At 40.6% G+C, this 20,024-nt stretch carries 19 protein-coding genes, 1 pseudogene and 1 other annotated feature; of the genes and pseudogenes, 11 read left to right on the forward strand and 9 right to left on the reverse strand.

Translation table 11 applies throughout. The features are described 5' to 3' along the window. Positions 1-21 precede the first annotated feature (21 nt). Together pyrH and RSX31_RS04020 are read left to right on the forward strand one after the other, a co-directional pair. On the forward strand, positions 22-750 hold the full coding sequence (pyrH, locus tag RSX31_RS04015; RefSeq protein WP_148969185.1) for a UMP kinase: 729 nt from the start codon (positions 22-24) through the stop codon (positions 748-750). A 45-nt stretch (positions 751-795) separates the two neighbouring features. Further along, positions 796-1,282 (forward strand): annotated as a pseudogene (locus RSX31_RS04020) (GNAT family N-acetyltransferase). 148 nt (positions 1,283-1,430) lie between these two features. Here RSX31_RS04020 and RSX31_RS04025 read toward each other — a convergent pair. The 4 genes from RSX31_RS04025 to RSX31_RS04040 form a co-directional block, all read right to left on the reverse strand. Further along, positions 1,431-1,724, reverse strand: coding sequence for a 4a-hydroxytetrahydrobiopterin dehydratase (locus RSX31_RS04025; protein ID WP_315633414.1), 294 nt, complete (start codon positions 1,722-1,724; stop codon positions 1,431-1,433). Further along, the gene (locus tag RSX31_RS04030; protein WP_315633416.1) at positions 1,721-3,448 is read right to left on the reverse strand and encodes an aromatic amino acid hydroxylase; all 1,728 of its coding nucleotides are present in this window, start codon (positions 3,446-3,448) and stop codon (positions 1,721-1,723) included. The genes RSX31_RS04025 and RSX31_RS04030 overlap by 4 nt, the downstream gene beginning before the upstream one ends. A 93-nt stretch (positions 3,449-3,541) precedes the next feature. After that, positions 3,542-3,751 (reverse strand) — a binding site (T-box leader). Positions 3,752-3,960: 209 nt separating this feature from the next. Beyond that, positions 3,961-4,185, reverse strand: a complete 225-nt coding sequence (locus RSX31_RS04035) for a hypothetical protein (protein ID WP_148969181.1) — start codon at positions 4,183-4,185, stop codon at positions 3,961-3,963. Positions 4,186-4,411: 226 nt separating this feature from the next. Continuing rightward, positions 4,412-4,879: a DUF2062 domain-containing protein gene (locus tag RSX31_RS04040; protein ID WP_315633418.1), complete on the reverse strand. Its 468-nt coding sequence runs from the start codon at positions 4,877-4,879 to the stop codon at positions 4,412-4,414. Positions 4,880-5,058: 179 nt separating this feature from the next. On the opposite strand from RSX31_RS04040, the gene pssA reads away from it, so the two are divergent. Further along, complete coding sequence (gene pssA, locus RSX31_RS04045) at positions 5,059-5,733, forward strand: CDP-diacylglycerol--serine O-phosphatidyltransferase (protein ID WP_148969179.1); 675 nt, start codon at positions 5,059-5,061, stop codon at positions 5,731-5,733. A gap of 127 nt (positions 5,734-5,860) precedes the next feature. On the opposite strand, the gene RSX31_RS04050 is transcribed toward pssA, so the two are convergent. The 3 genes from RSX31_RS04050 to RSX31_RS04060 all read right to left on the reverse strand — a co-directional run bounded on the left by RSX31_RS04050 (position 5,861) and on the right by RSX31_RS04060 (position 9,326). Beyond that, a complete protein-coding gene (locus tag RSX31_RS04050) occupies positions 5,861-7,045 on the reverse strand; it encodes a chromate transporter (protein WP_148969178.1) in 1,185 nt (394 codons plus the stop codon). Positions 7,046-7,064: 19 nt separating this feature from the next. Then, positions 7,065-7,373 (reverse strand): PadR family transcriptional regulator, encoded by a 309-nt coding sequence (locus RSX31_RS04055; protein WP_148969177.1) that lies wholly within the window; start codon positions 7,371-7,373, stop codon positions 7,065-7,067. A gap of 174 nt (positions 7,374-7,547) precedes the next feature. Further along, the gene (locus tag RSX31_RS04060) at positions 7,548-9,326 is read right to left on the reverse strand and encodes a dihydroorotate dehydrogenase (protein ID WP_315633422.1); all 1,779 of its coding nucleotides are present in this window, start codon (positions 9,324-9,326) and stop codon (positions 7,548-7,550) included. Between the two features lie 287 nt (positions 9,327-9,613). On the opposite strand from RSX31_RS04060, the gene RSX31_RS04065 reads away from it, so the two are divergent. Together RSX31_RS04065 and RSX31_RS04070 are read left to right on the forward strand one after the other, a co-directional pair. Further along, positions 9,614-11,095 (forward strand): esterase/lipase family protein, encoded by a 1,482-nt coding sequence (locus RSX31_RS04065; protein ID WP_315633423.1) that lies wholly within the window; start codon positions 9,614-9,616, stop codon positions 11,093-11,095. Between the two features lie 254 nt (positions 11,096-11,349). Then, on the forward strand, positions 11,350-12,399 hold the full coding sequence (locus RSX31_RS04070) for a M14 family metallopeptidase (protein WP_315633424.1): 1,050 nt from the start codon (positions 11,350-11,352) through the stop codon (positions 12,397-12,399). A 41-nt stretch (positions 12,400-12,440) separates the two neighbouring features. On the opposite strand, the gene RSX31_RS04075 is transcribed toward RSX31_RS04070, so the two are convergent. After that, on the reverse strand, positions 12,441-13,121 hold the full coding sequence (locus tag RSX31_RS04075; RefSeq protein ID WP_315633426.1) for an SGNH/GDSL hydrolase family protein: 681 nt from the start codon (positions 13,119-13,121) through the stop codon (positions 12,441-12,443). A 98-nt stretch (positions 13,122-13,219) separates the two neighbouring features. Further along, a complete protein-coding gene (locus RSX31_RS04080) occupies positions 13,220-13,636 on the reverse strand; it encodes a universal stress protein (protein ID WP_148993743.1) in 417 nt (138 codons plus the stop codon). A gap of 268 nt (positions 13,637-13,904) precedes the next feature. Here RSX31_RS04080 and RSX31_RS04085 point away from each other — a divergent pair, with 268 nt between their 5' ends. The 6 genes from RSX31_RS04085 (at position 13,905) to arsA (ending at position 20,014) form a co-directional block, all read left to right on the forward strand. Continuing rightward, positions 13,905-15,386: a SulP family inorganic anion transporter gene (locus RSX31_RS04085; RefSeq protein WP_315633428.1), complete on the forward strand. Its 1,482-nt coding sequence runs from the start codon at positions 13,905-13,907 to the stop codon at positions 15,384-15,386. Between the two features lie 236 nt (positions 15,387-15,622). Next, positions 15,623-15,967: an ArsR/SmtB family transcription factor gene (locus RSX31_RS04090; RefSeq protein WP_148969171.1), complete on the forward strand. Its 345-nt coding sequence runs from the start codon at positions 15,623-15,625 to the stop codon at positions 15,965-15,967. 14 nt (positions 15,968-15,981) lie between these two features. Further along, positions 15,982-17,280, forward strand: a complete 1,299-nt coding sequence (locus tag RSX31_RS04095) for an arsenic transporter (protein WP_315633430.1) — start codon at positions 15,982-15,984, stop codon at positions 17,278-17,280. A 28-nt stretch (positions 17,281-17,308) separates the two neighbouring features. Beyond that, the gene (gene arsC, locus RSX31_RS04100) at positions 17,309-17,728 is read left to right on the forward strand and encodes an arsenate reductase (thioredoxin) (protein ID WP_315633431.1); all 420 of its coding nucleotides are present in this window, start codon (positions 17,309-17,311) and stop codon (positions 17,726-17,728) included. Between the two features lie 135 nt (positions 17,729-17,863). Then, positions 17,864-18,226 (forward strand): arsenite efflux transporter metallochaperone ArsD, encoded by a 363-nt coding sequence (arsD, locus tag RSX31_RS04105; RefSeq protein ID WP_148993747.1) that lies wholly within the window; start codon positions 17,864-17,866, stop codon positions 18,224-18,226. A 15-nt stretch (positions 18,227-18,241) separates the two neighbouring features. Beyond that, positions 18,242-20,014 (forward strand): arsenical pump-driving ATPase, encoded by a 1,773-nt coding sequence (arsA, locus tag RSX31_RS04110; RefSeq protein ID WP_315633432.1) that lies wholly within the window; start codon positions 18,242-18,244, stop codon positions 20,012-20,014. The last annotated feature ends 10 nt before the right edge of the window (positions 20,015-20,024 follow it).

The following is a 20,024-nucleotide window of genomic DNA, read 5'->3' on the forward strand; positions in this document are numbered from 1 at the left end:
ATGTCCAGGGGAGGAATATAGATGAGATACAAGCGTGTATTAATTAAATTAAGTGGTGGAGCGTTGGCGGATAAGGAAGGAAATAATTTTGGCACTGAAGAGCTTGATCACATTGCGGGCGAAATCATGTCGATCGTCAATATGGGGATTGAAGTTTCCATAGTTGTGGGCGGTGGCAATATATTTAGAGGGAGTCTGGCAGATACTTGGGGAATAGAGCGGGTAGAAGCGGATAGTATCGGAACTCTCGGAACCATCATCAACAGTTTGATGCTTAGAGGTGTGTTGAAAAGTAAGACCGACAAAGAAGTTCGGGTGATGACTTCAATCCCTGTTTCAACGGTTGCAGAACCGTATATTCGCCTTCGCGCCGTTCACCATCTTGACAAAGGATACATTGTCATATTCGGTGGAGGAAACGGTCAACCCTTTGTGACGACGGATTACCCCAGCGTTCAGCGAGCCATCGAAACGAATAGTGAGGCTATCCTGGTAGCAAAGCAGGGAGTCGATGGTGTTTTCACAAGTGACCCTAAACAGGATAAAAAGGCGAAGATGTACCATAATTTAAATTATGATGACGTTGTAACGAATAATATTAAAGTCATGGATCAATCAGCTCTGCTTTTAGCAAGGGACTATAAACTCCCTGTACACATATTTAATTTCGACCAGGCAGGAATCATGGAGAAAATATGCTCAGGTCAGAAGCGGGGGACGCTAATCAACCATGAAGAGACGAGACTTTGAGAATGGCCGTTTTATTTACATAAACAATGATGGGAGGAGCAAAAGATGGATTTCTCTTTTCAAATCATAACTCAGGAGCAAGCTGAGGATATTGCCTACAACTGGAAATATGATGGGGAATATGCATTTTATGATCTTACAGCAGATGAAGAGGATTTGGCAGAATTCTTAGATGGTGATCAACGTGGAAACACAACCTATGCTGTGCTTCAAGAGGAGAAATGGTTGGGTTTTACACATTTAATCTATTAAATGAGTCGACTATTGATATCGGATTAGCCATGCATCCGAATCGTACAGGAAAGGGAAAGGGAGAAGCGTTCACGAGGGCGGGAGTTGATTTCTCAATCGCGAGGTATGCTCCTGAAACCTTGACTTTGTCCGTAGCAGCCTTCAATAATCGTGCGATCAAGGTGTATAAAAAAGTCGGCTTCGTTCCCATAGGAGCATTCATTCAAGAAACAATGGAAGTCGATATGAATTTATTAAAATGAGTTATCCCCTTAGTAAACAAAGAATAGGGAGAGCATAATGGATATCAAGATTCATAACAGATTTGATCCGGAAAAGCTAGATGAGATATGTGCAGTGTACCAGTCAAAACTCAAGTGTGACGGATGAGTATTTGGAATAAGGTCCTATGAACAAAAGAGACAGCCGCTTGGGACCGTCTCTTTTGATTACACCATTTCCTTATAGAGCTTTTCATACTGATTGGCCATTTCAAAGTCCAAATCTGTCAGACCATTTTCACTCCAGGAAGTCAACTCTACAATAACCAATCTGTATTGAATCGTTATAAAAGGATGGTGATTCCTTTCCTCGGCTGCCTCTGCGAGTTTGTTGACGAACCGTATTCCTTCAAGGTAATCTTTGAACCGGTAGCGCCGTTCAATCCATTTCTCTTCTTTAATGCGCCATTTCTCAAGAGTTTCAAGTTTATGAGAAATGGCAGCTTCACTTAACTTCTTCATACCATTACTCCTTTCCTTCCATAAATGACATCAAGGCCATTTTGAATGAGACGTGCAAACCGGTCCTGCTTACTTAAAGCATATAAGTCTTTCAGAAGCTCTTCCTTTAACTGAGATCCCGGCTCGTGAATCTGCAGTAATTCAATAATTTCAAGTCTAAGCAGCCACTCTTCAGGGAAATCATCTTTCAGCCTGCCTACTATACTATGAATATGATCTTTGGAAAAGGCTACTTCTCTCAGTTCTCTTACCTCTCTGAAGAGACTGTCCAATGGTGTAAGATCATGAGATCTGCCATCCTTTTCTTCGATAAGAGGTGTGTCCCCGAAGAAAGCATCATAATCTGCCGCATGTGGCCTTGCTGAAACGATTTCACTGCCTACTGCCAAATCGTAAGTTCCCCATGAAGGGTGGAATAAAACGTGTTCACCCAAAGTCACCATACATTCTTCAATTGATATGAGAACAAGATGATGATGGTGAAAGACGAGATTCGTCACATGTCCAGAAACTTCCATCCCACCATCAAATGTGATTTGCATCATTTTATTCATCTCAATGCCAAGCTTCCTTAAATCCGCTTCGGTCTGGTTCTCAAGAATGGTACCATCCTGAAGGATACCAATTGGTGCACCGAAGCCATCAGCATGATGATCTGTCCCGTGATGATCCAGTTGCTCGTTTTGGATGGAAAGTGAAGTAGGTCCTACGGTTTTGACGTAGATAGCTTCACCATGCTCATTTTTTATGACTTCTCTGAATATGCCGGTGACTTGTAATCCTGAATTGTATTCGATATGAGCAAGTTGATTAGAATGAATCGCTTTATCTATAGCTTCTGTTCCACCTTTACGGAAAGCCATGGTCTCTCCGAATTTCTCGACTTCTTCAATGAGCTGTTCGAAACTTTCACAAACAAATAATTGAGTTTGCATGGAGGTAACATCATAGCTGGTATGGATGGCGTCTTCGATGGAGAACGGCCTTTTGTTCACTTCACTTGATAAACAGTGCTTGCTTTCTCCAACCGATGAAAGCAGTCCTGCACCGAAGATCTTCGGTTGATGAAAATCACCGATTAAACCGAATTCCACAGTCCACCAAAAGATTCGTGAAATTTGTTCTGCTTCAGAAAGACCGGAAACGGCCTCTTGCTTTTCAATTAACACCTGCTTTGCTTCTTCAATTTCTTCCTCAGTGGAGCATGGATCCTCCATCACAATGGATAAATGCCTGGTTGCTTCAAATGCTTCGTGTTCTTCTTCAGTGGCAAAAGCGTTCGCTCCGATATTGCCGATTATCTTTACAAATCGGGAATAGGTTTCATCAAACAGAATGGGAGCGTGTCCGGCTGCTTCATGCAATATATCAGGAGCAGGGGTGTATTCGATATTCGATTTTTGACGAATATCTGTTGCTATTGGGAGAATACCGTGAGCTTGGAAATGAAAGAACGCTGTACCAGGGATCAAACCGTCTACAATTGCAGCCCCCCAGCCAATTTTCGCTAAGTGCCGGTTCATATCACTTACCTTAGGAATTTCGTGTATGTTAATACCGCATGCTTTTAATCCTTCAGTGAAAGCTTCATGTGCGGTATCTTCAAGAAAGTGATGATTCTGTCTCATCACATAACGCCACACGGCATGATCGATAGGGGTATATGAATGATAATGCTGTTCAGCTACAAATTGGCGTAAATGACTTGGAATGGTTTGGTTCATATTAAATTCTCCTTATTTCAAGATATTGTTTAGTGCTTAAACGCTTTTATGCGCGAAAGTAGATACATACAAAAAATCCCTGCTGAATAAATCAGCAGGGACGAAAAAGATCGCGGTACCACCCTTGTTGTAAGCAAATTGCCTACCACTCGAATTGATAACGGACAATAACCGTCTTGTTCCACTACAGAACAAGAAGCTCAAGAAACGTAATTCATGATTTTCCTATGTACTAGTTCCCAGCACCACTAGCTCTCTATAACAGGGAGGAGATCACTACTTCAAATCCATCACAGCTCTTCACAAATATGTATGATCAAGATGCTTTATATCTTAAACGCTTTTAAGCGTTTAAGTCAAGGGGGTTTTTTACGTGTATATGATGTTTATTTAAGAATGAATAAAGGTGTTGGTAATTTCAATTAAAGGAATATGTCAGAAATAAAACTGATTTAACGTGTTTAAAAATAGCCCCTCAGATAAAAAACGCCAGGAAGACCTGGCGCTATTAGTTATAAAATTTGTGTTTTCTCCTGGTGATCCTGAAGTTTCATCTGTTCTAATTCCAGTCTCATTTTCTGGGTTTCAATCACAAAATTTTCGTGTTTCAGTTTTTCCAGTTCGAGTTGGTCTTCTATCATTTTTTGTTTCAGCTTGGATTGTTTTTGGAAATGGTCCGTTATGATTCCGAGGATGGGTATTGAAAAGATCATGATAACAGCAATGGTTCCAGTCATGACAATCCTCCTTTTTCTCTTATTCGTATTCGTTACTTAATAGTTAAATTATAACAAAACACGAGGTGGATTAGTATATAGTGTGGTAATGTTAAGATAGAATCTTCTTAGAAAAATATACGAATAAAAACATAAAAGAGTTTCATGTTTTCTAAATAAAGAGGAGAGTTTCAGTAACAATTATTTTTTCGCGGAGAATATCTAGACAAAGACAAAGTGGAATAAACTATAAGTTCCACTTCTTATGCACATACGTAAGCATCGTCTCCCGGTATTTTCTAACTATTGAATTCATGATGAAGTACGTAAGGATGCCGAAAATGGGGAGATTGATGAACATCCCGATAAAAAATGCTTTCCCCAATTGCAGCCCTACATCTATTGCTTCACTTGAGTAGTCTATTGACGGATCGATTACATCAATGGGGTAGAAGAGATATCCTACAACAAGATTCAAGTAGAAGAAAAAAGGGAAAGCCCAAATCAAGGAAACCCCGCCTACTAATCCAGCGAATGAGTTGCCTTTAAACACCTTTGCAATTGCTGTGGAAATGAATGGACCTATGCCAAAAGAGGGGACGAAGTTGATTAATAATCCAAACGTGAATCCTAATGCAATACTGTGGGAGTTATCTTTAAGACGCAATAGTTTAAGAGTAAGACATTTACATTGACGAAGCTTTTTTCTAATCATGAGATCAACACCCATTATCGTTTACTTTCATACTCAGTAAATAGTATGGTCAACATTCTGTTTTCTAAATATAAAATTTCATAAGGTTTTTTAGAAGTTTTTTCACAACATTTCTTTAAGAAAATCTGTAACATGGTATCCTAGAAGTAATAGAATTTTTGGTAGAGTGAGGATAAAAGATGAAACTAACGAAAAAAATACCCAATATGGTCACGTTGGGAAATCTGTACTGCGGTTTCTTATCAATTGGGTTTGCCGCTAGCGGACAATTTAAAAACGCAGCGATACTAATTATTATTGGCATGATGCTTGATAGCATGGACGGCAGACTGGCGAGGATGCTGCAAGCGGATAGTGTACTAGGAAAGGAATTGGATTCATTAGCCGATATTGTCACGTTCGGAGTCGCACCTTCTTTTCTTGTGTATTATACATATTTCTTTCAATTTGGATTATTAGGGTTTATCGTGGCAGGGTTATTTCCATTATTCGGAGCCTATCGCCTGGCAAGGTTCAATACCAGTCCGCCAAAATCGTCTCTTCATTATTTTGTAGGGGTTCCGATTACGGCAGCAGGTGGGATCCTGGCGCTCCTCACCCTGTTTGGAGACTTTATACCGAATATCGTAACAACGGTCATTTTCACAGCAATGTGCTTTCTCATGGTGAGCCGTATTCGAATCCCGAGTCTCAAGGAAGTGCCTTTACCGAAGTACGGAACGATCGTGACTCTCTTCATTGGAGCATTGCTATTTGTCATCTACAAAGGGACCTATGAGCAGTTTCCCTATTTGATTTACATTGCCACACCCCTGTATATCGCATATCTGACGTATCGATTCATAAAAAGATAAAAATAAAAATGATCCAGGCATTCATTGCCCGGATCATTTTTTATTTTCCACTATGCAAAACCGTTTCCTTAAAATTCATAATATCAAAATGCAAGGACCAGGTCCCTTACAAAGTCAACTTAACGACTTATATAAAACCCATAACGAGTCCACCCACTGCTCCTGTCATCACGACGATCCAAGGTGGAAGTTTCCAAAAGACCAGCATGCTAAACAAAACTGAAGCAAAGGCAAAATCCAGTGGAGCAAGGATGGATGAAGTCCAAATGGGGTGGTAAAAAGCTGCAATCAGAATTCCAACGACAGCGGCATTGACTCCCATCAGCGCGCCTTTTATCTTAGGATTTCTACGGAGGGAATCCCAGAATGGAAGCGTCCCTAAAATGAGTAGAAAGGCTGGAAGGAAAATCGCGAAAGTCGCAAGCAATCCTCCCTGCCACCCATCAATCACAGCACCAATATAAGCTGCAAAGGTGAAGAGAGGACCTGGAACCGCCTGGGCTGCACCATACCCTGCCAAAAACGCTTCTTCCGTTAACCATCCGGTAGGAACAAACTCCCGTTCAAGCAGAGGCAAGACAACATGACCTCCACCAAAAACCAATGACCCGGAACGATAGAAGCTATCGAATAAAGCGATCCATTCAAGGGAGGTCAATTCCCTTAAGAACGGAAGAAGAAATAGTAAGCCGAAGAATATAACTAAACAAATCACTGCGAATCTACGAGAAATCGGGAAGTCAATTCGGGCTTCATCGTCGGGTTTATGTTGTTTAAAGAGTAGAAATCCAATGAAAGCTGAAAGAAGAATGACCCCAATTTGTGAAAACGCTGTCTGCCATAATAAAATGACCACTAAAGCAAACAATGCAATCGCTTTTCGTTTTAAATCAGGCGTCAACTTTTTTGCCATTCCTAAAATAGCATGAGCAACGACTGCAACTGCGACAATCTTTAACCCGTGGATCCACCCGGCATCTGCCACATCCAATCCTTGAAGAATAATGGCGAAAAGAATCAATGCAATGACAGAAGGGAGTGTAAAGCCTATAAATGAAACAATTCCTCCAAGAACTCCTGCCCGCATGATACCAATGCCCATTCCGACTTGTGAGCTTGCAGGACCGGGGAGAAATTGGCAAAGAGCGACCAAATCTGCGTAACTTTTTTCATCCATCCATTTTCGTCTGCGAACATATTCTTCATGAAAGTATCCTAAATGGGCAACCGGCCCACCGAAAGATGTTAGCCCCAACCTTGTTGAAATAAACAGTATTTCAATCAGGGACTTTAAACTTCTAGATGTTTTCATTATAATTTCACCTTCTTTGTTAGTCTTTGATTTCTTTAAATAGCTCATAGGCTTTATCACGTGCTTCACTGAGTACTTTATTGCCTTTATCTGTAGTCGAATAATACTTCCTGATCTTTCCCTCCACGTTTTTCTCTTCTTTTGTTAGTAGTCCGTCAGTCTCCATTGAGTGAAGAATAGGGTACAGTGTACCGGAGCTTATGCTATATCCATGTTCTCTTAATTCTTCTAACATCCACGTACCATAAATTGGCTCTTCTTTGGCATGATGGAGTATATGGATCTGGATAAACCCCAGAAAGAGTTTCCGTAATACTTTGTCTTCCAAATAAACACCTCCCAATATTCAAATCGAAATCCAATATCGAAAGTCGATATCAAAATATTATACAAAGACTGTAACATGAAAAGTGTGCTGATTCAAAGGTTTGACGGCAAATTTACAAACTCTTAACAAAAGGTATTTACGAATGTAAAAAAGCCATATCCGCAATGGATACAGCTACCGTTCATCAATAACTATATCTTGATAAAAAAATGAATAGGTTTTGACTAAGCCAATCAAAAATAAGCCAATGGCAAAGTAGGCGGGCAGAAGATGGATAAACGAGGTGTACCCGATAGCAAAATGAATATATATCCCCGAAATAAAGGCAGGAAGCCCCCCTATCAGAAGGGTCCGCCATACCCACTTATTTCCTTGCTGAAAGCCCCAAAGTGAGAGAGTTAATACTAGTAATCCAACACTTAGTAAAGCACTGCCGAATCCCGCTCGATCATGTGCAATTACGGGAATGAGGTTCTGATTGAACTCATGAAGAATCTCTGGGGGCATACAGAGGTAAAGAAGATCCGTCGGAACAAAAACAGAAGTAACCCCAAAGTAAGAAATGACAAGACCACCAAGAACAAAAGAAAATCCAAGTACGACAAATGCAAGCTGACCATACAGGGATTGCATCCATATGTTATGATTTCTTCGATTTCGAGATGAGGGAGTTCCTTTTATTCCCATTGTATGAATCCAGCCATATGCGTAAAAGGGTAGCAATATGAGCCAAAATAAAAGATGAAGCCAGTCAAAATAGCCATATCCGATAAATAAGAAAATTCCCAGAAATCCTGTAATAGCGGCAATATCTATGGACTGTTTGGCCCATAGGAGACCTCTCCTGACACCATGGAAGGAGAGCTGCATATACACAATCCCTCCAGAAATCATAGTACCTGCTAACGTCATCCGATCATGAGCCATAAATTTTACAATACGGTCGTTGAATCCAGCAATCGATTCCCTCTTCATCCCCAAATAATGTTCATCATAGGGCAGAATCACCGACGTTAAACTAAATAGGAAGGCCAAGAGTCCTCCTATAAAAATAAATAAACCAAAATACCAGTAAGATTTCCATCCTTTTTGAGGGGTGAGCTGATCGTTCAAATCATCCAGTAATGCTTCGTTAATGCGTTTGGTTAAACCAGGACCCGAAAAGACATAACCATCTGAAAGAAGAAGGAGGTCTGCACCCGCACTTAGTAGAGATAGTGCCTGACTTGGTTCACGAACTCCACCTGAAGTGATGATTGATAGAGCCGGGATTGCTTTTTTGTATGAACGAACAGTTGAAAGGAGGTCGTTGAATTCATCTTCTTCTACAACGATTCCTGTAATATCCTCGACGTTTAATTCGTAAAGAAGTTCTAACGTTGGATTTAAGATGAAAATCGGTTTGTCACTATGTATAGTAGCGGGGATTTCTTCGCTTTCAACAATATAACCATCTGAAAATCCATCTAATTTTTCCATCATAATAGATATTTCCTGGGGTGTCCCCGACAGTCTTATGATGAAGGGCTGTTTTTTTCTAATCTTCTTTAATTTCTTCAGAGTCCTCTCTAACCCAATAGATTCAAGTGGGTCCGAGAACTGTATACGCTGCTCATTATGATCTGCATTAGGGTAAGCGGAGTCTGATGAAGTCTGTAAAGTCACCGGACCAATTTCAATAAAGCCAAAGCCTAAATGAATAAAGGCAGAGGTTCCGGTCAGTAAGGGATCAATTTTACCGGAGAGACCAACAGGGTTGGTAAATTCCATCCGTTTGATTTGTCGATACAGGAGAGGGGAACACTCTTCTCTTCCTAGGAAATGGATGATGTTAGGACCCAGAGGGAGAGAAGCGATCGTCCCCATTCCTCTATGTATAAGCTCTCTCGACATGTAAGCAGGGAGTTTGGATAAAGCGGGTTTAAATATTCCGTGATAGGACCAATCAGGCATAGCACATTCCTCGCAATATATTGTAATACCATCATTCTATCAGGGATTTTGATAGAGTGGGTGGTGAATTTAAAGTAGGAGTCAGTTACGTGAACAATTGAATTACTTTTTTGAAGAAAGAACGTGATATAAATAATATTGAGAATAAAGATTTCATAATGATTGTTTATGGGAAAGACCAGAACATTTTTTAGTTCTTTCTTCCTTAATTCCTTTAGAGCGGTTATATCTTCTGATTTCCGTCGATATACTTTACAGGTTTATTTCAATGGAAAAGGAGAGAGTGTATGATTAAAAAGATTTGCATGACCGTTTTTGCTCTATTATTATTGCTGCCGTCCTGGGGCCATGCAGGTTCATTCGGTAAGGATGATCCTTCTGGAGTTCCCGGGCAGTGGTATGTAGGTACAACTCCCTCGTATGTAGCCCCTTCCAAGCATCCTATCCTCTTTGTACACGGATTAAATAGCTCTTCTAACACATGGTGGAATGAAAATAATATGTATGACACAGCCTATCAAAATGGTTATGAAACCGCTTTTATCGATCTGTATCCAACAAAGAATATGTGGGATAACGGTGCCCTACTTGCCCAGAAAATTCGCGACATATACAATTACTACGGTGAAAAGGTAGTGGTTGTGGCCCACAGTAAAGGGGGAATCGATACGCAATCAGCACTTGTACACTATGGTGCTTATCCGTATGTCTCAAGGGTGATCACCCTTTCCACACCCCATTATGGTTCCCAACTGGCAGATCTTGCTTATAGCAGCTGGGCAGGGTGGTTGACAGGCATTTTGGGAAGTAAGAATGATGCCACCTATTCACTGCAAACAGGGTATATGAGTTATTTCCGCTCTGAAACGGATGTTCATGGGAATGTAAATAGAAATCCAATCTATACGTTTGGCGGGACCAAATGGGGAAGCTTCGGAAGCTCACTATATTGGGGAGGATTGTACCTGGGTACTTATGGAAGCAACGATGGTGCCGTTACGGTCAATAGTTCAAGACTTCCCTATGGAACAGAGCTGAGAGTGGGGGATTGGAATCATTCGACCATCAAAGAAGGTTCCTCTACCTTTAATTTGTTCAGAAATTATTTGAATGAAGCGACCAATACCTCGGGGTTTAACCCGCAAAGTGAGGTCGAGACAAATGTTGCAGAGAACGCTGCCTCTTTTGTTAGAGGAGGAGAATATATTGGAAAGAAACATGAAAAGGTCTTTGTAGAACAAGGGGCTCTGTCCGTAACATTTGACTGGATTAGTAATAAGCCTTCGTCACAATTAATCCTAAGAGATCCTGGTCAAAAAACAAGTTCAATCTTCAAGGTGAAAAAGGATGAAAGTGAATACTTTAACGGTGCGTATCACCATACGGTAACCGTAAATGATCCTGCACCAGGGCAGTGGACGGTTGATGCATCGTCGTCTTCAGAAGAAAAATATCTCTTACACGTGTCTTTTGAAAGCACGATGAATGATGTAATGAGCATCCAATTAGCACAGGATGAAATCAATTTGAAAGCCAAGGACAGTAAGGTAAAGCATAAAACTGACATGACAATTGAATATTACAAGAATGGTAAGTTGAAGAAAAGTAAGGTGAAACCAAAAAATGACTCATTAAAACTTCCGAAGCTTGGAGAAGGAATTTATAACGTGACCATTGATGTAGAAGGAAGCAAGGACAAAAATACGTTCCAAAGAACCTTCATTAAAACGATTTACGTTGATGATTCTGGGAAGATTTATGGACAGTAGGATAGGTTGGGATTTTTTGATGAGAAGCTGATATTTCATTAGCTTCTCTTTTTTTATAGAGGATAGGGACTGAATAATTAGTCTCCTGCTATTAGTTTGACAAAACTCAACCATTTAAGAAATATCATAGGAACTTATATTCACACTCAGGTCCATAGTTCGGTACCATAGTTTCATTTTTGCAAATGGTAAAGGGTTTCAATCCTTTTATCTCTAAATAGATTAGGGAGTCGAAATAAAAGGAGGAATACATAATGAAGAATAAATTAATGGTTGGAGCACTTTCGGGTGTGCTGGTAGCTTCAGGGATCGCTTTCTCTGCACCGGGTGCATCTGTACTTGCAAATGGTCCAGGATATAATGGGAACGAGACGATCAAAAACGAGCGATTACATAATTATGAAGAAATGGTGAGTATGCTTCAACATTTAGATCAGAAATCGGATGCTCTTTCCTTAGAAGTGTATGGTCAATCCGTCAAGGGACGAGATCTTTACCTTGCGAAGTTTGGAACAAATGAAAACAATCCTACGATCCTTTATTTAACTCAGCAGCACGGAAATGAAACATTGACGACTGAAGGGGCTCTTCAGTTCATCAAGCACCTTACATCGAACTCAAAAGAAGTAAAAGAAATGCTCGAGAATGTGAATATTTTGGTTGCTCCGAGATTAAATGTGGATGGAGCAGAAGGAGACGTTAATTTCTCCCTTGAGGATTATGTTTCGGGGACTCACACCCGCTACAATGCGAATGAAGTCGATTTAAATCGTGATCACGTGGACCGCTTACAACCAGAAACACAAGCTCTTCATGGTAACGTCCTCCAAAAGTACAAACCTGATTATATGATCGATCTTCATCATCAAGGAGCCGAAACAACGCTTGGAGATACCGATGAACTCGTATCGGGATCTATACTTTACCCTACGAATGAAGAAGTGGATCCTGAAGTAGTGGAGAAATCGAAACGGCTGGGTACTGTTCTTTACAACACGGTGGAAAGTCGTGGATTTGGTACGTTATCAAAATACATCGGTGGCACAGCACCGACGATTAGCCGTAACGGACTGGCGGTTGAATATGGAATAGCGACTCTTCTTTTTGAAATGAGAGGAATGGCTGATCATTATCGCGATGATTATGTTCTGGGTCAAAAGAGTAATGGGTATCTTATTAAGCAAGCGGTCATTAGTTTAGAAGCTACGGCAAAAGCCATTGCTGACGGATCAATTGAAGATGCTGATACTTCTTTCTGGGACACGCTTCCTGAAAGCTCATACAATCGCAGTGAAAGTGAATAAAAATGTTGAAAAGGGGCCCTTCTTGACGGAAAGGGCCTCTATTAAGTTTGGAGCAATTCTTCAATATACTCTCCGTATTTTTCAGCAACGATCATGGCGCCGTGACTATTTAAATGAATACCATCTATTGTATACTTCAATCCCCGTTTATTAGAAAGGTGGTCAATTCGGGGAGGACTCTTATAAAAAAGAGCATCTTTCATGATGCTAAAGATGCTGGTGTTGATAAAATTGCTGCTGTCTCCAGTGGATAAATGTTGAAGGAAAACCTCTTGCATATTAAGAAAATGGATGGAGGGATTGTTGCCCGTGATGAATTGGATTATGAAAGATAGTTCCTTTAATTCCATGTTGAATTCGTTATCGAGACGCTCACCGATTATAGCTGGAGAAACCGCGATGGTGTATCGGGTTGAGGAAGAAATGTTCTTAAGTATGTTTCGATAATAATCTTTAAACTCATCATGATCTTTTACAACTGGCTGCGACTGAATTTTTAACAGCTTGGAGTATACATCGTTCACGCCGATCCAGAGAAATGTAAGGTCATAGTTTTTTTGCAAAGGGGTATTAGTGATGCGTGTATTTAAACTCTTAACAGTTTCACCAGGTTTTCCAAGATTGTCAAAAAGATAATTTGGATACTTCTTTTGAAGAAATGAGACGAATGATACCCCCGGTCTGCCTTCCGTTAAACTATCTCCAATAAGTCCAATTTTCATGGGATGCCCTCCTTTGTTTCTATTAGAGCGGGTACTGATGATTTTTGATTATTTGTAAGGTTGAAATAGAGTAAGACTTCCAAATAGGAAGTCTTACTTTATTTCACGATCATCACTGGGCATTTAGCCCTCTTTGCAACTTTATGGCTTACGCTTCCCAAGACCATTTCCTGAAACACATTTAATCCCCGGCTTCCGATGACTACTGCATCGAAGTTGTTTTTGTTTGCATGCTCAACAATGGTTGGCCCCGGTTCTCCGTGTAAAAAGATAATCTCATAGTCGATGCCTTCATGCTTGGCTTTTTGTTCTATCATTTGCAGTTTCTGCTTCCGTTTATCTGCTGCATCCAGTCCCCAATGGTGCAGAACATCTTCCTTGGATTGCTTCCCATCTACAACGTATACAATATCTATTTTAGAGCCTTCATGGCATCTTGCGAGAGCAATCGCTTTTTCTCCTGCCCTTAGAGAGTGTTCAGATCCGTCTGTTGCTAGAAGAATATGTTTGAACATTGCTTTTCCTCCATCCGATGAAAGCGTTTAGTATTTAGTTCTATATTATTATTCAATTTCCTCTTCGGAACTTTAAGATTTATTTACATGTTTTTGAAATGATGCAGATTATCAGTGAAATTAAGAGTAAATGAAAGTTAAATTGTTATGTTTGCGCTTTCATAACCGTTTCACAAATTAAATCATCCATTATATAATGTCCCTTGTGTTAAACGGCCCCGACTTTCATGAGAGTTGAAAGTCATAATTAAACAGGAAGAGGTGCATTATGGGTTTAAGTCAAAAAATTAAATATGAGTGGTTTGGTAATATCCGTGGAGATGTGTTAGCCGGTTTAGTCGTGGCTATGGCATTGGTCCCGGAAGCAATTGCATTTTCTATCATCGCAGGTGTCGATCCAATGATCGGGTTATATGCTTCCTTCTGTATTGCAGTAGTGATTGCCTTTGTAGGCGGTCGTCCGGGAATGATCTCTGCCGCCACGGGTGCTACAGCACTGGTGATGGTGACGTTGGTCGCAGATCATGGATTACAGTATCTGTTAGCAGCGACCATCCTAACAGGTGTGATCCAGATTATCATGGGTGTCCTTAAACTAGGCCGCTTAATGAAATTTGTACCACGTTCCGTTATGGTTGGATTTGTGAACGCCCTTGCCATCTTAATTTTTACTTCACAGTTACCACACTTTGTTGGAGAATCGTGGATCATGTATGCTATGGTGGCTGGTGCATTGGGGATCATATATATTTTACCCCGCTTTACAAAGGCAGTTCCATCACCATTAGTGGCAATTATCGCTGTGACTATTTTCGCGGTGATGACAGGAAGTGGAGTACGTACAGTTGGAGATATGGGGGAGCTCACTCAAGCATTACCTATCTTCTTGATTCCTGATATTCCATTTAATTTCGAGACATTGCAAATCATTTTCCCATATTCTTTATCCATTGCAATTGTAGGGTTAGTAGAGTCTCTGTTAACTGCGTCTATTGTTGATGATATGACAGATACCACAAGTGATAAAAATAAAGAAGCAAAAGGTCAAGGGATTGCGAATATCGTATCCGGTCTTTTCGGTGGAATGGCTGGCTGTGCGATGATCGGACAATCTGTTATTAATGTTAAGTCAGGTGGACGAGGACGTTTATCAGCATTTGTGGCTGGTACATTCTTGATGACCTTAATCCTATTGCTCAATGATTTCTTGGTTCAAATTCCAATGGCGGCTTTGGTTGGTGTTATGATCATGGTATCCGTTGGGACATTTGATTGGTCTTCAGTGAAAAACTTACACAAAACGCCGATTACAGACTCTCTTGTTATGATTGCAACAGTTGTCACGGTATTGTTTACTCATGATTTATCTAAAGGTGTTCTTGTCGGGATTATCTTAAGCGCTGTATTCTTCGCTTCCAAAATATCAAAAGTGAAGATTACCACGATGGCTTCTGAAGAAACTCATAAGAAGGTATACCGTGTGTCAGGTCAATTGTTCTTTGCTTCTGTTACGGAATTTGTTGAAAGCTTTAATTTCAATGAAGATGTGAAGGAAGTAACGCTGGATTTAACCCACACACATTTATGGGATGATTCTGCCGTGGGAGCGATTGATAAAATCGTTATTAAGTACCATCAGAATGGGGTGAAAGTAAATCTGATTGGTCTGAACACTGAAAGTAATAATTTAATTGACAAATTGGCCGTGCATAATAAGCCCGGTGGATTAGATAAAGCCGTTAACCATTAAGTAAGAATCAGAAAAGTCCTTGGTCAAGTGATCAAGGACTTTTCTAATTATATTTATTTGGTACAATTTGCGCCCCAAAACTAAAGAATCATGAAAAAAGGTTGAAATAAGCATATAAGTATTTTATTATATAAGCAAGAACTTATATGAGAGCCTTTTGAAAGGTTCTTATTTTTTCTTATTATATAAGTAAATAATAATATGCTAATAAAATAAGTGTTTGAGGAGGTGTTTACATGCTTAAATCAAAAGTTGATATTGAAAGGGCGGCAACAATGTTAAAGCTTTTAGGGGATAAAACCCGTCTTACCATGGTGAAACTATTAGAATCCAATGACTGCTGCGTGTGTGAATTTGTCGAGATATTCAAAATGAGTCAGCCTGCCATCTCACAGCATGTTCGTAAATTGAAAGATGCAGGACTTGTGAGGGAATTAAGAAGGGGTCAATGGGTCTTTTACTCTCTTAACAAAGAAAGTGATGCGTATCCGTTTGTTCAAAGCTTGATGGAACACTTGCCTAATCAGGATGATCGATTAACAGCATTAGAAAAGCAAGGATTACGCATTTCTTGTAATTAGGAGGAGGGTTTCCCGTGTTATCAGTAATTTTAGCTACCATGATTTTTGTGACCACATTGGTACTCGTGATTTGGCAGCCTAAAGGATTGTCCATTGGCTGGTCTGCTTGTGGAGGAGCGATCCTTGCCTTGATTGTAGGGGTTGTCGACTTCCAGGATGTTGTGGCTGTGACAGGAATAGTCTGGAATGCGACTTTAGCATTCATTGCTATTATCATTATCTCTTTGATTCTGGATGAAATTGGATTCTTTGAATGGTCTGCTCTACATATGGCGAGAGCAGCAAAAGGGAATGGCGTTAAAATGTTTGTGTACGTTTCCCTATTAGGAGCGGTTGTCGCTGCATTTTTTGCGAATGATGGAGCTGCGTTGATATTGACTCCGATTGTTTTGGCAATGGTAAGAAACTTGAATTTTGAAGAAAAAATGGTTTTTCCATTTATCATGGCAAGTGGATTCATCGCCGACACGACTTCATTACCGCTTGTCGTGAGTAACCTTGTGAATATCGTATCAGCCGATTTCTTTGATATCGGGTTTGTGGAATATGCATCAAGAATGATCATTCCAAACTTCTTCTCATTGTTTGCAAGCATACTGGTACTGTATCTGTTCTTTAGAAAAAGCATTCCAAAGAATTATGATGCCAGCCAGCTAAAGAAACCGGTTGAAGCGATTAAAGATCAGCGTATGTTTAAGCTATCATGGATTGTACTTGGTATCTTGCTTGTTGGTTACTTTATCAGTGAATCACTGCACATTCCTGTATCGATCATCGCAGGCATTGTATCGATTTTCTTCTTATTGATGGCCAGGAGAAGCTCAGCTGTCAATACGAAAACGGTCATTAAAGGTGCCCCATGGGCGATTGTATTCTTCTCGATTGGAATGTACGTGGTAGTGTATGGTTTACGTAATGTAGGACTGACGAGTGTGTTAACTGATGTTATCCAATTGGCTGCTGATCAAGGACTTTTCGTCGCTACGATTTCCATGGGGTTCATTGCAGCGATACTGTCATCGGTCATGAACAATATGCCGACCGTTATGATCGATGCAATTGCGATTATGGATACGAACACTACAGGAGTTATTCGGGAGTCCCTTATTTATTCCAATGTCATCGGTTCTGATCTTGGTCCGAAGATCACCCCGATCGGTTCATTGGCAACCCTCTTATGGTTACACGTTTTATCATTAAAGGGCGTGAAAATCTCATGGGGGCAATATTTTAAAACAGGAATTATTTTAACCGTACCAACATTACTCATTACCCTTATTGGTTTATATATCTGGTTAATGATCATATCTTAAAACTTACAACAAAAGGAGCTCGATTATTATGTCTAAAAAAACACTATACTTCCTATGTACAGGTAACTCATGCCGCAGCCAAATGGCAGAAGGTTGGGCGAAGCATCATTTAGGAGAGGATTGGGATGTGAAAAGTGCCGGTATTGAAGCGCATGGATTAAATCCTAACGCCGTTAAAGCAATGAAAGAAGCGGGAATTGATATTTCAAGCCAGACTTCTGACATAATCGATCCTGTCATTTTGAACAATGCAGACTTAGTCGTTACACTTTGTGGTGATGCAGCGGATAAATGCCCAATGACTCCTCCGCATGTCAAGCGTGAGCACTGGGGCTTCGATGACCCGGCAAAAGCCGAAGGAACGGATGAAGAAAAATGGGCATTCTTCCAACGCGTACGTGATGAAATCAGCGACCGCATCAAAACATTCGCTGAAACTGGAAAGTAAACAGAAATAGAGGGACGGACCTCATTGTGAATTGTAAATATGAGGTATTGTACAATAGGTCCGTCCCTCCTTATAAAGCCGAGAGATTCTTCTCGGCTTTTTTCATACAAGCTTAGTAAAGGGAGAGGGATTTTGATGGTTAAGGTTGAAATTTTTGATCCGGCAATGTGTTGTTCGACGGGGGTTTGTGGTCCCAGTATCGATCCTGAGCTTACTCGCGTCGCGAATGCTGTATATTCACTTGAAAAACGAGGGTTTGATATTAGCCGATACAATTTAGCGAATGATCCAGGGGCATTTGCTGACCATGAAGTGATCAACCGTATTTTACACGATAAAGGTCCGGATGCTTTACCTGTCACGCTTGTTGATGGGAAACAAGCCGCTGTTGGAAAATATCCTTCAAATGAAGATTTTTCAAAATGGTTTGAAGTACCGGCTGAGGATTTGAATGAGAAAAGAAAAGTACGACTGACATTGGATATTAATAAGAAATAAGAAAGTTGGGGTAGAATGTTCACATCGTTTCAATTAGAAGCTGTCCATCATACACCATTCCTCTTTTTTACAGGAAAAGGCGGAGTGGGGAAAACGTCTACGGCGAGTGCAACAGCCATTGCCCTTGCTGATGAAGGAAAAAGGGTGCTGGTTGTCAGTACAGATCCAGCTTCCAATTTACAGGATGTATTAGAAACCGAACTTACCAATCAACCAAAACAAGTTCCAGGATTACCGACATTATCCGCTTGTAATCTTGACCCGGAAGAAGCAGCAGCTTCATACCGTGAAAAAGTTATTGGACCATATAGAGGGAAGCTCCCAGAATCTGTAGTAAGTAATATGGAGGAACAACTGTCTGGTGCTTGTACAGTTGAAATTGCCGCTTTTGATGAGTTTACAAGCTTGCTTTCAGACCCTGCCATAGTAAATAAGTTTGATCATATTGTATTTGATACGGCACCGACAGGTCATACACTCCGATTACTGCAGCTTCCAACAGCTTGGACGGGATTCTTGGAAGAGAGTACACATGGAGCTTCTTGCTTGGGACCTCTTTCAGGGCTTGGAGACAAGAAGGATATGTATTCTTCCACTGTTAACGTTTTATCCGATAAGGAAAAAACAGCTCTTGTACTTGTTGCACGACCGGATTCTTCATCGTTAATGGAAGCTGACCGGGCATCAACGGAACTCAAGGATATTGGAATAAAAAATCAAATGTTGATTGTAAATGGATTAATGGGTAAGCATCAATGGGATGATCCGATTGCATCGGCCTTTTACAGCCGTCAGCAAGAAGCATTACGTTCAATGCCGATTGCTCTTAAGGAAATTCAAACGTATTCGCTACCTTATGTAGCGTATTCCTTAACGGGAACGAATTCTTTGAGGCAATTATTCTCACATGTAGAGGTTAACCCGAATGCCGTAACTGTTGATGACGATGAATCAATTGAAATTCCCGGATTAATAGAAGTGATAGATGACTTCTCCAAGAATAACACCCGAGTCATTTTCACAATGGGTAAAGGTGGAGTGGGGAAAACCACTATTGCTTCTGCCATTGCTGTTGGATTGGTTGAAAGGGGACATAAGGTACATTTAACCACAACAGATCCTGCAGCCCACTTAACTCATATGTTCCAAGAAGAACGAGGGAAGGACGACTTAAGAATCAGCCGGATCGACCCGCAAGAAACGGTTGAGTCGTATAAAAAGTCTGTTCTTTCTAAAGCTGCAGAGGGTCTCGATGAAGAAGGATTGGCGTATCTGGAGGAAGATTTAAACTCCCCTTGTACCGAAGAAATAGCCATCTTTCAATCTTTTGCAGAGATAGTAGGGAAAGCGGATGAAGAAATAGTCGTGATCGATACTGCTCCAACGGGTCATACTCTGCTTTTACTGGATGCGACTGAATCTTATACGAAAGAAGTGTCGCGTTCAAAAGGAGAGGTGGAAGACCATGTGAAAAATCTTCTGCCACGTCTTCGTAATCCAAACGAAACGAGCGTAGTGATAGTGACATTACCTGAAGCTACCCCTGTTTTCGAAGCGAAACGACTCCAGGAAGATTTGCACCGAGCGGAGATTCACCCAAAGTGGTGGATCATTAATCAAAGCCTATCTGCAACGGACACAACAGATCCCGTGTTAAGAGGCAGGTCTGTATCAGAGCGGGAATGGATACAAAAAGTGCATTACGACTATGCAAACAAGACCGCTCTCATTCCATGGATGAGTGAAGAAAAGATAGGGTACAAAAAACTGATGGACTTCTCTAAGTAAAGGTGGATAA

This window comes from Rossellomorea yichunensis (genome assembly GCF_032337515.1).
Taxonomy (GTDB): Bacteria; Bacillota; Bacilli; order Bacillales; family Bacillaceae_B; genus Rossellomorea; species Rossellomorea yichunensis.